General features: G+C 46.6%; 10 protein-coding genes. 4 read left to right on the forward strand and 6 right to left on the reverse strand.

Annotated features, from left to right (window positions below):
• Positions 1-35 precede the first annotated feature (35 nt).
• From GFB57_RS22495 to pepT, 3 genes are all read right to left on the reverse strand, one after another.
• Positions 36-665, reverse strand: a complete 630-nt coding sequence (locus GFB57_RS22495; RefSeq protein ID WP_008320988.1) for a DUF2913 family protein — start codon at positions 663-665, stop codon at positions 36-38.
• Between the two features lie 322 nt (positions 666-987).
• Positions 988-2,349, reverse strand: a complete 1,362-nt coding sequence (gene dcuC, locus GFB57_RS22500; RefSeq protein ID WP_003021260.1) for a C4-dicarboxylate transporter DcuC — start codon at positions 2,347-2,349, stop codon at positions 988-990.
• Complete coding sequence (gene pepT, locus GFB57_RS22505; protein WP_003021259.1) at positions 2,346-3,602, reverse strand: peptidase T; 1,257 nt, start codon at positions 3,600-3,602, stop codon at positions 2,346-2,348. The genes dcuC and pepT overlap by 4 nt, the downstream gene beginning before the upstream one ends.
• 1,317 nt (positions 3,603-4,919) lie before the next feature.
• Between pepT and GFB57_RS22510 the strand changes: the two genes are divergently transcribed.
• Both GFB57_RS22510 and GFB57_RS22515 read left to right on the forward strand, forming a co-directional pair.
• Positions 4,920-5,177 (forward strand): YjhX family toxin, encoded by a 258-nt coding sequence (locus tag GFB57_RS22510; RefSeq protein WP_003021255.1) that lies wholly within the window; start codon positions 4,920-4,922, stop codon positions 5,175-5,177.
• Positions 5,178-5,187: 10 nt separating this feature from the next.
• On the forward strand, positions 5,188-5,934 hold the full coding sequence (locus GFB57_RS22515; protein ID WP_003021251.1) for a class I SAM-dependent methyltransferase: 747 nt from the start codon (positions 5,188-5,190) through the stop codon (positions 5,932-5,934).
• A gap of 56 nt (positions 5,935-5,990) precedes the next feature.
• On the opposite strand, the gene GFB57_RS22520 is transcribed toward GFB57_RS22515, so the two are convergent.
• Positions 5,991-6,554 carry a DJ-1/PfpI family protein gene (locus tag GFB57_RS22520; protein WP_008320993.1) on the reverse strand — a complete coding sequence of 188 codons (564 nt, stop codon included), beginning with the start codon at positions 6,552-6,554 and terminating at the stop codon, positions 5,991-5,993.
• 403 nt (positions 6,555-6,957) lie between these two features.
• On the opposite strand from GFB57_RS22520, the gene GFB57_RS22525 reads away from it, so the two are divergent.
• Together GFB57_RS22525 and GFB57_RS22530 are read left to right on the forward strand one after the other, a co-directional pair.
• Positions 6,958-8,070: an agmatine deiminase family protein gene (locus tag GFB57_RS22525; protein ID WP_008320995.1), complete on the forward strand. Its 1,113-nt coding sequence runs from the start codon at positions 6,958-6,960 to the stop codon at positions 8,068-8,070.
• A gap of 504 nt (positions 8,071-8,574) precedes the next feature.
• Positions 8,575-10,797, forward strand: coding sequence for an EAL domain-containing protein (locus tag GFB57_RS22530; RefSeq protein WP_048219570.1), 2,223 nt, complete (start codon positions 8,575-8,577; stop codon positions 10,795-10,797).
• Between the two features lie 172 nt (positions 10,798-10,969).
• Here GFB57_RS22530 and GFB57_RS22535 read toward each other — a convergent pair whose 3' ends face one another.
• Positions 10,970-12,358, reverse strand: a complete 1,389-nt coding sequence (locus GFB57_RS22535; RefSeq protein ID WP_003838705.1) for an APC family permease — start codon at positions 12,356-12,358, stop codon at positions 10,970-10,972.
• 343 nt (positions 12,359-12,701) lie between these two features.
• Complete coding sequence (locus GFB57_RS22540) at positions 12,702-14,120, reverse strand: glutamine synthetase family protein (RefSeq protein WP_008321000.1); 1,419 nt, start codon at positions 14,118-14,120, stop codon at positions 12,702-12,704.
• Positions 14,121-14,171 lie beyond the last annotated feature (51 nt).

Below are 14,171 nucleotides of genomic sequence, written 5' to 3' on the forward strand. Positions count from 1 at the left end.
ACAAACAGAAATTTTTCCTCTATATCAATTAAGCATTACTTAACAGAAAGAAAATTGAAATAATGAAACTCATTCGAAATGTGTTTCACAAATTCAACCGGCAGGTTATGTTTGATGAACGTTAACTTTGCAAACTCAACATCGCCGTACACTCGAATACAGAAAGGTTTGACAATCTCGCCCTGCACGCCAAAGCACTCCTGAAGCCGGGCATCATCCATAAAGATAAAGTCACCTTTTCTGACCTTAATACTTTCATGAAGTCCTTGCCACTTCTCTGGAGTGAGCAGAAAGCTCTCCCATCCATTATTTCTCAATATTTCAATCGTATGAGTAAATTTAAAATAGTCGTTTTGCATTGTCACGTCACCACTCGACGTGGCGTACAAATATTCTATTTTAAATTTAAGTTGTGCATTGATGCTTTTTTTCTTCCCCTCATCAATTAGCCACTGAAGCTCACTGACAATGCTCTTCGAAAATATTTTTCTTTTTTTGGCAATAGCCAGCCAATGCATAATGAATAGATGCTCTGACATTTTGGAGTAGATCTTATGATCCTTTATTGCGATACCAATTGCAACTAACGCACTCCAGGTAAATGTTTCCAGATCATCCTGATAATGATGTCGTAATGTACTAACTCTTCCAGAATCCCTTACCACTTAAACCTGCCCAAATAAATCGTCATTGTTATTCCACGTTATTCTTGTATTACTCTATTAAAAAATTACTACAACTAAAATCGCCAAAATATGATCCAGGTTAACTTATCCCTATGTAATAAACGTGCAAATACAATACATCATACTTATTAATCATTAATCCAGAATAGCTCAACAATGTCCAATAAGAATAATGCGATAAAGATAAAAGTTAATAATAATCACCAGTAATCAATATCATCTGCGGTGATGAGAGCTGTAATCAGAAAAAGCAAACTACCGGACATTTAGCAGGCCGGAAGTTTGCTTGTTACAAACGAAGTTAATAGAAAATACCGATGATCAGGGTATGAGTTACAAAGCCCACAATCAGCGGTACGGCGGTACGTTTAACCACATCAAATGGCGTTATTTTCGCCCCACTGGAAACGGCAATCACCACGCCGGAAACCGGTGAAATTGCCCGCCCCATATGTGATGCCTGCTGCATCGGCAGGATCATGGCAACAGCGTTAGCGCCCATACTTGCCGCGATTTGCGGGATCAGCTCAACGAAAGCAAGGAATGGCGCATTACCCGATCCCATAATAATTGCTGCCGCCAGCGTCACCAGCGCAAACACCACCGCCATAGCAAATGGGGGTAATCCCACGTGCTCCGCCATCAGGATTAATTGATCAATGGCACCAATAACTTTAATCCCGTGAGCAAAAACACCTGCCGCAACCAGCAGCCCAACTACCCCGGTAAAGGCAGTGCCCATGCCTTTAAGGAAATGGCTGAATCCTTCGCATACTGACTTTAAATCACGCACCCGCAGCCATTCAATCAACATACAGACAGCCATCGAAATGAGCACAATGGTGATAATATTCAGGTTAATACCACTGACAAACATTTCCGATGATCCCACCGCCATCAGTATCGGAAGCATCGGGAGCAGCGCATAAAAAGCCGGGGCTTTTCCTGAATCAGTCACCTCAGCGCTACCGATTTCTCTTGGAAGCGTCCCCGCTTTACGGTCGCAATGCCGCTGCCAGAAGAAATGGCAGACGCCGACGACCAGCACGGTTGCCAGCGCTGCGGGTCCCTGGTGGTAAACAATGTATTCCACCACATCCATATTGACCGCTTTAGATCCCCTGATAGCATCGATGGCCGTCGGGGTATATGCCACACCAAGCGATGTGGCAATAACCCCAGCGGCTGAGGCCGCAGAAAGCCCTAACCCCAGCATAATGGGGAACATCGTCCCCATCAGCAATACGGCTAGCCCGGTGGCGGATGGAATGGCCAACTGCAGGAGGCTGGCGAGCAGATAGGAGAAAAATAGAAGCACATAGGGCGAACGCAGCGCGCGCAAAGGTTTCGTCACAACCCGCACAACCGCTTCATTTGCCCCGATATGATCCATGTAATGCGCAAATCCCATGAGCGCCATGATCATCAGGCCGAGATCGGCGGCACGCGTACTAAAGAGATCGCGCATCACCTCGAAAGGATCGAGAAATGAAATCCCCGTACTGGCAACCCCCTTCGGTAATACAGAACCCCATCCGGTTAACGCCGTACAAATCATCAACACCAGGCCAGCAATGAACAACACGGGTTCAGCGCGATAACCTTTCAGGATCAGACGCGCGACCACCACGATCACCAGTAGGGCAATTAACACCTGAATCATGACTGAGCTCTCCCCTGCGCGAACTCAGCAAAGGTTTCCTCAATGACCGCTACCACGACATCGCTGGCGGCCCGCAGTGAACGCACCGGCAGGTATTCATAAATCGAATGAAAGTTATGGGCACCGGTAAAAATATTCGGGCAAGGTAGTCCTTTCTGCGATAACACTGCGCCATCATATCCACCACGCATGGCGACAGGTTGCGGGGTAATGCCACACTTCTGATACGCGCGTAACGCAATATCAATCGGGTAGTGAGCATCGCCCTGCAAGCTATTGAACACATTGGCATAGCGATCGGTTAAATGGCAGACCACGCTGTTTTCTCCCCACAGCGCGCAGGTGCTGACGGCCAGCTGGCGGATATATGCCATACGCGCCTTATACCCCTCTTCGGTAAAATCCCGGATATCCAGCTTAAGTACCGTACGGGCACTGTTACCCTGAAGTTGTTTTACCCAGTAATACCCTTCGCGTCCTTCCGTATACTCAGGCGCCTCTCCTCCGGGCAGCATCGCAATAAACTTATGCGCCATCAGCAGAGAGTTCTTCAGCTTACCTTTGGCCGACATAGGGTGTGCGGACTGGCCGGTAAAGATGATTTCCGCATCACCCGCGTTCCAGTTCTCATAGACAAATTCTCCAATGCCGCAGCAGTCCAGGGTATAGCCAAAATCAGCCCCAAACGCCGCAACATCAAATGCTTTTGCACCTCGTAATCCCTGCTCTTCATCAGGAACAAAACCGACCTTCACCGGCCCATGCTTAATCTCCGGATGTGCGACAAGGTACTCCAGGGCATTCATAATCGCGGCGATAGCGGCTTTATCATCTGCCCCCAACAGACTGGTACCATCCGTCACCAGCAGGTCATCACCGATATAATTTTTCAGTTCTGGAAATTCACTTTCGCGCAGATAAATTTTTAGCTCCTGGTTCAGACACAAATCCCCACCGCTGTAGTGAAGACGTTGTGCTTTTGTGTCCGCAGTCTGTTCCGCACTGGTATCGAGATGACCAAAAAAGGAAACGACAGGGATCGCGTCGTCCGTATTTGCAGGTAATGTCGCTGTCACAATAGCGGTATCCCTGACCTCAATGTTTTCCATTCCTAATGCTTCAAGTTCTACTGCCAGCAGTTTTGCCAGTTCCATTTGACCAGGTGAAGAAGGCATTATCCCATTAGCACCATTTTCCCTTGAGGTCGTGGTATTGATTTTCGTGTAGTTAATAAAGCGTTCAACAATATCCATTCCAGGAGATCCTTTAATGTATCATTTACGAGGTACTGCAAGAGAAGACCTGCATACAGCGTGGGTTGAATAATCTGAGAACAAAATAAAATCAGCACTCATCCCAGAATGCTGACTTTATGGGCATTACGACAACGATTTATAAAAAGGAAGATAAAAAGCCAGTAATTACGCCAGTGATTAAAAGCTCCATTTTGATTGATAAAATCATATTCCCTGTCTGTTTTTACTGCATTTTCCATGGTGTTAAGCTAACAGAAGTCATAAACGGTATTCGTATATCCAAGAGATAATAAAAATCATTTAGATTCTTGCACCCAATACCGACACAAGATATACCATCGCTATATTTTTTAATGAACGAATGCTGTAACAGCAAAATGCAACCGTTTGCACCTCTCTACAAATAGCCACTTAACGCACTAAAATCCGTGAACAAAATCACAATTATTTCAAAAGCGAGAATTAACATAACGCTGAAAAACAGGCAGTTATAAGAAAAATTATATAATACCGCTATAAATAAATATAAAATTACACTATTCACTATAAAATAGATTCATAGCGTTACTATTTCAATAGTAACGTATGATTCACAGAAAAAAATCTGTCGTCATCACTAATGTAAAGCAACAAGAACAATAATATTAAATTATCTATTTATGATGACTATCAAAATAATATACAGAAAAAAAACCTCTCCCCTGAGAAGAGATACAGGGCAGAGGTAATACGGGTGTTAAGGACATTTTTATAGTTTTGATGATAACAGAAGAGCTTCTTGCAGGATTGAGTATACACACTTCATGACGTTAAGAAAATTCCTAAATGGAATTAAACACAAACACCATTAAAAATTCTTTTTATAATAAAGACCTGTTTATCAAATAAAACAAAATTAAGATAAGAAAATATTAAATATCACTAATCTATAGTGTGGCGCAAGTGAGACCAACTACACATCATTACGACCAATACCGCTACTGACGATGTCTGAAAATTCAATAAATTTAATACATTCATACACCGCTCAGCTAGCTGAGAGTTAAAAAATTATAAAATAAGCTAAACGCAATTCTTAGTCATAGATCACATTTTCCCGACAGGACGATTCCCCTACTTGTCCAGGCTGGTATGATTCAGCAGGTAAATATCTATCAACTCAACCCGAGGCTTTGATGCTGGAGAATGTAATCATCAGATAATCAGCTTACCGACCTTTTCAGGCCGGACTGGTTATCAATGCGCCGAAATCGAATGCGGACACCACTGTGTGTTTGCACGTTTTGCACATGATGATTAAACAGGTTTTCCAGTATGAATTTATCCCGTCAGGAACAACGTACCTTACACGTACTCGCCAAAGGTGGCCGTATTGCTCACGTCCGTGATGCATCAGGTCGTGTCACTTCCGTCGAATGCTATAGCCGCGAAGGGTTACTGCTCTGCGACTGCACGCTCGATGTATTCAAAAAGCTCAGAACGAAAAAACTGATCAAATCCGTCAATGGTCAGCCCTACCGCATCAATACCACTGGGCTGAACAACGTTCGCGCCCAACTGGATAATCGCTAAGGAGAGAGAGATGGATATCCCGAAGATTTTTACAATCAGCGAAAGCGCACATCGCATTCATAATCCATTCACCGCGCAGAAATATGCAACGTTAGGTCAGGTTTTACGGATGGCCCCAGGAACCCGCATCCTGGATCTCGGCAGCGGCTCTGGCGAGATGTTGTGCACCTGGGCACGCGATCATGGAATTTCCGGTGTTGGTATCGATATGAGCCAGTTATTCAGCGAGCAAGCCACCCTGCGGGCAAGTGAATTGGGCGTCACTGAGCACGTGCGTTTTATTCATGCCGATGCAACAGGTTATATCGCCGAAGAAAAATTCGATATTGCCGCCTGCATTGGTGCAACCTGGATTGCCGGCGGCGTTGCCGGAACGGTCAAACAGCTGGAACAAAGTCTCAAATCAGGCGGGATGCTGCTCATCGGCGAACCGTACTGGCGTCAGATACCCGCAACGGAGGAGATCGCTAAGTCTTGCGGCGCGACCTCAGTGACTGATTTCCTCTCTCTGCCAGAACGCGTTTCGTCTTTCGACCAGCTCGGTTATGACGTGGTTGAAATGGTACTGGCGGACCAGGAGGGTTGGGACAGATACGAGGCGGCAAAATGGTTGACGATGCGCCGGTGGCTGAAGGCAAATCCGGACGATGAGTTTGCCGTCGAAGTCAGAGAGCAACTGAGAAGTTCACCAGCACGCCACGTTACCTTCACCCGGGAATATATCGGGTGGGGCGTGTTCGCACTCATGCGGAGGTAATATCTCCTGTCGGTATAGCCAGGCTGGTTATACCGACTTTTTCATCTCATCGTCGCTTACTTCATTAATACTTCAACAAATTTAGCTAACCATTGCGGATGCGCGGGCCATGCTGGTGCCGTCACCAGATTGCCATCAACGTGGGCCTGATCAATGCCAATATCGGCATAATGTCCACCGCTCAGACGGACCTCAGGCGCACAGGCCGGATAAGCGCTACAGGTCCGGTTTTCTAACACTCCCGCCGCCGCTAATAGTTGGGGCCCATGACAAACCGCAGCGATAGGCTTATCGGCAGTGTTGAAATCTTGCACCAGCTTAATGACATCTGGATTCAGTCGAAGATATTCCGGAGCACGCCCGCCGGGGATCAACAGAGCGTCGTAATCGGCGGCCCGCGCCTCGGCAAAATTCGCATTCAACGTAAAACGATGCCCCGGCTTTTCACTGTATGTCTGCGCCCCATCAAAATCGTGAATGGCGGTTTGAACGTAGTCACCCTGACTTTTCTCCGGACAGACGGCATCCACACGATGCCCAAGCATTTGCAAAGCCTGAAAAGGCACCATTGTTTCATAATCTTCGACATAATCTCCGACCAGCATCAGTATCTTCTTCATTCACATCCCCCACTCACGGTTATTAATGATGAGAAATAACGGCCATCTTTACTATAGTCCACACGGTTCATGGCATTAATAAATACAACAGAACAATCGGCCAGATCACAATCCGCGGCAAGGCCCGTCAGACGGGGCTTCAGAGCCAACGGTGTGACACATGTTCATGCTGATAAATATAAATTATATATAAATATATAGTTGAGAAATTTTAATAGTAGTCAATTTCACTCATAATATAAAACGAAGAGATTGCAACGAATATCTCCTGTGATATATTCCGCATGAAACTTATCCGCAATCAATTCATTTGTTATTCAATATTTAAAATACGCAGAACATTAATTATCTATTATTATTTTATTCATCCAATATCAGATAAATATACGCAAAGGTTAATCCTATGATGACAAGACGTTCGTTCGTCTGGCAAGGTCTGGTGACTTCAACGAGTATGCTACTCGCCGGTATGACAGGCATCAGTTTTAGCCAATTTGCCCGCGCAACAGAGGACCGCCGCTGGCAAATGCCGGATGAAGGCGCACCGCATGCGGCAACCTGGATGGCGTTTGGTGCCAGTGCGGAGATCTGGGAGCCTCATCTGCTACCGGTGGTGCAGGAAAACCTGGCGCTAGTTGCTAAAACCATCGCCGCATTTGAACCCGTAAATATGTTGGTACGCGAAGAAGACGGCGAACTCGCCGCGCGTCTGTGCGGACCGTCGGTCAATCTTCTGGTTCACCCGATAGACGATCTGTGGATCCGCGACACCGGGCCGGTGTTTGTGAAAAGCTCCAGCGGTGCGCTCGGCGGTGTGGGATTTAATTTTAACGGCTGGGGCAATAAGCAAGAGCACGAACGTGATGCCGATGTGGCTGAATTCGTTACTGATTACGTTCATACCGAGTTCATCCGCTCGGCGCTGACTCTGGAAGGTGGCGGTATTGAGGTAGACGGCGAAGGCACGGCGATTATTACCGAGAGCTGCGTGCTTAACTCCAACCGTAATCCCGGCGTCAGCAAAGCCGAATGCGAAGAAGAACTTAAGCGACTGCTAGGTCTGGAGAAAATCATCTGGTTGCCGGGTATTGCCGGCAAGGATATTACCGACGGCCATACAGATTTTTATGCCAGGTTCACGCATCCGGGTACGGTGGTGACAGGTCTTGAGCAGGATCCGTCGTCCTTTGATTACGCGATCACCCGACGTCATCTGGACATATTACGAGCCGCCACGGATGCCAAAGGCCGACGGTTGAAGGTCGTCACGCTGGAAGGACCTTCTACCATCCGCCAGACTTATGCGAGTGATGATTTTGCCGCAGGGTATATCAATTTTTATCTGTGTAATGATGCCGTCATTGCACCACAATTTGGCGATAAGCGCACCGATCGTAATACCCATGCTATTTTGCAGGAGCTGTTTATCGATCGTGAAATTATACAACTGAATATTGATGGCATTGCGGCTGGCGGCGGCGGCATTCACTGCGCGACACAGCAGCAACCTCGTTAATGATTAACAATTGAGTGTATTGTGGGAAGGTGGGGAAACTCACTTTCCCGCCAATATTATAATAATTCCTTTAGAAGGATGCCTGCATAGGTTAATTTTTAATAAACAAAGTGCTCAATTAACATTTATGAAATAAACACCATTAAAAAATAACATTTTAATAGCTTTTATCGATCTTTCGTGGTATTTATGATCTGCCAAACCTATCGATAAAATCTATCAAAAGATTTATATTGATCGTTTTTATCGATCGTCTATTCTGTCTTAAATAATGGCTACTGACGGAATTTTTATTATCAGCACAGCCATAAAGATTGTTCTTCCCTGCGTTGTGAAACACACGGAAATTATCGAGGGTTACCTTTAAAAAATTTACATAACATATTTTAGAATGGTTTTCAATTAGCGAAAACATCCAAAAATACACATTTCAAACCTCCAGTCTAACCTGTTTTAAGTAGATGACTTAAATCGAGAACGGTGATAACTCACTGAGAATTGCGAATGATGATATTGCTAAGAAAAACTGAAAATATAAATTTTATTAATACATTTAGAGACTATTTTTGTGTAGGCATCGCGTTTTTTGCATTACAGCTGATCGCTGGTCATCTCAGTAAGCAAGAGGATGTTGCGGGTATAACCCTGCATTTTTACGATCTCACTTTACCTCTTATTTCTGCACTGCTGGTTTTATACCGGCAAAAGGCGCTGCCAATTTTGGGTGCCTTTTTCTTGTATGCCCTTTACTCTTACTCTTTATCTTCGGTATTCACGCTAACGGCTCAGCTACTGGCTGCTCTCATTAGCCAGACACTCTACTTTTTCTCGACAGGTAAACGAGGCGCGGTTAGCTTTGGTCGTAGCCAGCTTACAACCCTGCGTATTGTCTGGCTCGTGTGTTGCAACGCCTTACTATTCATCTCGATTGATCACTGGCTCCAGTCGAACACTGCCTCTGTACCGATCACAAACCTTTTTACACTACAAACACTAATTAACTTACAGTGGTTGATGAACTCTTGCCTGACTGGCATCCCTTTTTGTTATCTGTTGCTTAGAAGCGTTCAAAACCCTGCATGGTGCATTTTATACATCAGACAAGTGAAGACGCTGATAAAATCCGGCCCTCCTATTCTGTATCAAGTATTATGGCTGGTGCTGTTACTCTGCATTATGTCCGCTTTGATCGTCATCAGAGAAGATATTCTTATATTTACAGACTATTCATTACTGTGGTTACTTCCAGTAATGCTGTGGGGAGTGATCTGCATTGGCCATGCTTTTATATCCCCTGTATGGGTAACAATGCTCATCCTGTTGGGATATTATATAAACAGTTATATTTCGCCGGATAACTATAATAATTATTTACATAGTCTCGTGATTTCCTCCACGATAGTGTTTGTCTTTTCTCTTACGATTGTTGTTACCGGTGTACTTGTGGTCCGTAACCGAAAATATCTCCGCCGCCTCAAACAACTTTTTAGATCAGAGCCTAATACCGGACTGCCTAACTTTCAGGCCCTGCAAATGGACATCCGTAAACACGCAACAGAGTGCTTGTGTTACATCCGTTGTACAGAGTTGAATACGCTGGAGCAAACTCATGGAATAGAATTCCGTTTTGAATTTGTAAAAGCGCTAAGCGCATATGTACGTAAATTGATTAAGGATACAGGTAACATTTATTACGCACCAGGTCATGGAATAATTCTTCGCCTTAATACTGTCCCTGACATTCCTGCTCTTTACAAAGACCTAAACTCTTTTCGTTTTATCTGGAAGGATTACCAATTGGGACTATCTTGTGGTGTGGCATATACCACCGAGAAAAACCTGATTAAAAATTTATCACAAGCAATTAAACATCTTAATACCCAAAGCTACATCTCGTTAATGCAGGGACAACCGTTGTTACTCAGCCCGCAGGTGCCAGGTGATAAAATTGTCAGTCAGGCTGTCATTCGTCATATGTTGCAAAAAGCAATTGACAGAAAATCGTTTGAGCTTATGGCTCAACCCATCGTATCAACGATGCTGGTTGTTCAGCCTATCGTTTCAACTACGGGACTGACACGTTATCACGAGATACTTATTCGGATAAAAATGGTTGATGGTAAGTTAATCTTTCCAGACACCATCCTACCGGTTGCTCGCGAGGCAGGATTACTTCCTGCACTGGATATCACTGTTATTGAGCAAACATTTCGTTTTATACAGTCACGGCAGAAATCTGACCCGAACAGTCATTTCTCCATTAATCTGACACCTGACTCGCTTAATAAAATTGATTTTCTTGATAATGTTTTCACATTGTTTAGAAAATATTCCATCGCACCTAAACGTATAATTTTTGAAGTCATTGAATCAGATATCATTGACAACGCTAATGTCACTGATGTTCTGAGAGCATTACGTAAAGCCGGTTCTAAAATTGCTATTGATGATTTTGGCACAGGGGCGTCAAGCTATTCACGACTCAGAACATTAGACGCAGATATTCTGAAAATTGATGGCTCCTTCATCCGTAATATACTGACCGATGAATTTAGTCGATGCGCCGTCAGATCCTTCTGCGAAGTAGCAAAACTCAAAAACATGGAAGTAGTAGCTGAGTTTGTTGAAAATGAGGAAATTGAAAAGATGCTAATTACGATGGGTATTGGTTGGTTACAGGGATACCATATAGGGAAACCCGTTCCTATTGAGTTGGCTGAATTATAATAATAATTATATTCCTACATTGTTCCACTTACCGGCTCCCGTGCCGGTTTTTTTATTCCCTAAAGCAAGTGGTACATCATTTAAATCAGGTATGCCGCGACCGTTTGCCGCGACATACCGTATTTCATTTTTAACCCAACTCAACCAAACACGTCGATCGATTCCGTTTCCATCACTCCCAGGCGCGCTCAGATTTCGCGGCGTCAAACTGCGGAGGCGGTTTACGAAAGCGTCCGGTCAGGTACGCGAGATACACCAGCCCGACGCCGGCCCATACCAGTCCCAGCGTCAGCGATGTCACTTCCAGATTCACCCACAGTACGGCTACCGTGGCGGCACCGACCATTGGCAATACCAGATAGTGCAACTTTTCCTGCCAGGTATGCTTACGTCCTTCACGACGCCAGAAGTGGTTAAACACGGACAGATTAACGAAGGTAAAGGCCACCAGCGCGCCAAAGTTAATCAGCGCCGTAGCGGTCACCAGATCAAAAAACAGGGCCGACAGCGCCACAATCCCGACCATGATGACGTTCAACGCGGGAGTACGCCATTTGGGATGGACATAACCAAAGTACTTCTCCGGGAAGACGTTATCGCGGCCCATCACATACAGCAGGCGAGAAACGCTGGCATGCGACGCCAGACCTGACGCCAGCGTATTCACAAAGGTGGTGCACAGAAAAATAGACTGGAACAACTTGCCGCCGACGTACAGCGCAATCTCCGGCAGCGCCGCATCCGGGTCTTTGAATCGGCTAATGTCCGGGAAGAACAGTTGCATAAAGAACGAAGCGGCAATGAAGATCAGTCCACCGTACAGCGCGGTAAGAAAAATGGCTTTTGGAATGGTGCGCGCAGCATCTGGCGTCTCTTCAGAGAGGGTCGTTACCGCGTCAAAGCCGAGAAACGAGAAGCAGACAATGGTCGCCCCGGTGATAATCGGAATCAAATGCGCATTCTGACTGATAAACGGTTGCAACGACCAGACGGTCCCGACCCCTTCGCCTTTGTGCAGCCCCTGCACCACGAGGAAAATAAACACCACGATGATCGCCACCTGCACCAGGACGAACAGGGCATTGAAGTTCGCCACCAGGTTAACGCTTTTCAAATTGGCCGCGGTAAGGATCGCCACGAACAGCACCACCCAAATCCATGGCGCAACCCCCGGGAATAGCGCGGAAAGGTAAATTTTCGCCAATAGTACGTTAATCATCGGCAGGAAAAGGTAGTCAAGCAGTGAAGACCAGCCGACCATAAACCCCACATGCGGATTAATCGCTTTTTGCGCATAGGTATAGGCCGAACCGGCCTGTGGAAACTGGCGCACCAGCTTTCCGTAACTGATGGCGGTAAACAGTACGCCTGCCAGGGCCAGCAGGTAGGAGGCTGGAACATGGCCATTGCTGATACCCGAAACAATGCCAAAGGTGTCAAACACTGTCATCGGCGTGAGATAGGCCAGCCCCATCACCACTACCTGCCACAGCTTGAGAGATTTACGCAGCTGTGCTTTGCCCGGCTGGGCTGCAAGATCCACAGAAGAATTAGTCGACATAGCTTTCCTCCCCGCGACGAGCCCAGATCTGCGTTCGAAATGTGGGAACAGCAGACCTGGGTCGTATCGGGGTAGAAAGCCATAAGAAAGGCGTCAATGTTGCACGGCACAGATGCGGTCCGTACTTACTGCGGGAGCCATGGATGCTCACGCGGGGCTGGTTTTTAAACATTGGCATCATCACATTTCCTCGTCACAAACTCTGTCGGTTATCTGAAGACCCGTTGTCGCCCGCGCTCCATTACGCGACATCCGGGAAATGGCAGGTATTCCTGCAATTTTGACGGGCTGGCTCCGCTCAGCCCGCATGATGCGACTTCTTTTTAAATGACCTGTACGACTGTCAGGCGTTTTTCAACATCCACTCAATTTCAGTGTCGGTGATAAGACGTTCAAACTGGATTAATTCATCGTTTTTACAGGCGTGATACACGTGGCTAAAACGCTCACCCAATAATTCACGCAGACTGTCGTTTTGCATAAACTCCCACAGCGCATCGCTCTGGCGGATAGGAAACGGTAGCCCTTCCTGCTCCAGTCCGTTGCCTTCCACCTCTTCCTGCAGCGGCAGATCGTTATCCAGACCGTGAAGGATCCCCGCCAGGATGGTCGACATCACCAGATACGGGTTGGCATCCGCCCCTGCCACGCGATATTCAACCCGATGGTTATCACGATCGCCGCAGGGAATACGCAGCGCCACCGTACGGTTGTTATGCCCCCAGGAAGCCTGAGTCGGCACATACATACCCGGCTGGAAGCGGCGATAAGAGTTCACATTCGGCGCCAGCAGCGCCATTGATGCTGGCATCAGATCAATCATCCCGGCAAGCGCACGCTTAAGTAACATGGAATCATCGCCATTCGCATCGGCCAGCACGTTCTCGCCTTTATTATTCATAATGCTGATGTGGATATGCATCCCGCTACCGGCATGCTCCTCATAAGGCTTTGCCATAAACGTGGCATGCATCTTATGTTTCTCCGCCACCAGCCGTACCAGACGTTTCAACGCCAGCGCGTCATCGCAGGCGTCGAGCACGTTATCGGTATGGTAGAGGTTGATTTCAAACTGCCCAGGGGAGGCTTCAGCCACTGCGCCGTCAGCCGGGATCAGCTGTAAACGGGCCAGTTCATCGATATCGTTTAACACATCAGCAAAATGGTTCAGGTTATCAACCGAGTAAACCTGACTTTGGGTATTGCGATCGTCCGTACCCGGCGCGCACGGCGGCTGCAGATAACCTTCGGGATCGCGCTTACGATCGAGTAAATAGAACTCCAGCTCTACCGCTACGACGGGGAACAGACCGCGCTGGCGAAGTTTCTGCCAGAGTCGGTTCAGTACGTTCCGCGGCTCAACGTCAAAGGGAGCGCCATCTTCATCCAGCATCGTCAGCATCATCTGTGCAATAAATTCAGGATCGGCGGCCGAAGGGGTTAACGTGCCTGCCACCGGTACACAAGTCCGATCCGGTTCGCCAAGCTCCTGGCCTAATCCCGCCTCTTCGACCACATTGCCAAGAATATCCATCGCGAAAACAGATGCCGGGAAATAGCAGCCTTTCTCTAACTTATGCAATCCAGCAACCGGAAGGCGCTTACCGCGAAAACAACCATTAAGGTCGGTTAACAGCACATCCACATACTGCGTATTAGGATAGCGTTCCAGATACTGCTTAACTTCGCGCGCAAACGCGCTACTTCGTCTCTCTTCAGAATGCTGAACAAAATTCTCAACTTCTACGATATTGGTTTCCATGATTCACCGCCGTTGGCCTGGTAAGCTGCTCTGTGATTAGACTGTTAAATA

This window comes from Citrobacter sp. S39 (assembly GCF_009495675.1).
GTDB lineage: Bacteria > Pseudomonadota > Gammaproteobacteria > Enterobacterales > Enterobacteriaceae > Citrobacter > Citrobacter freundii.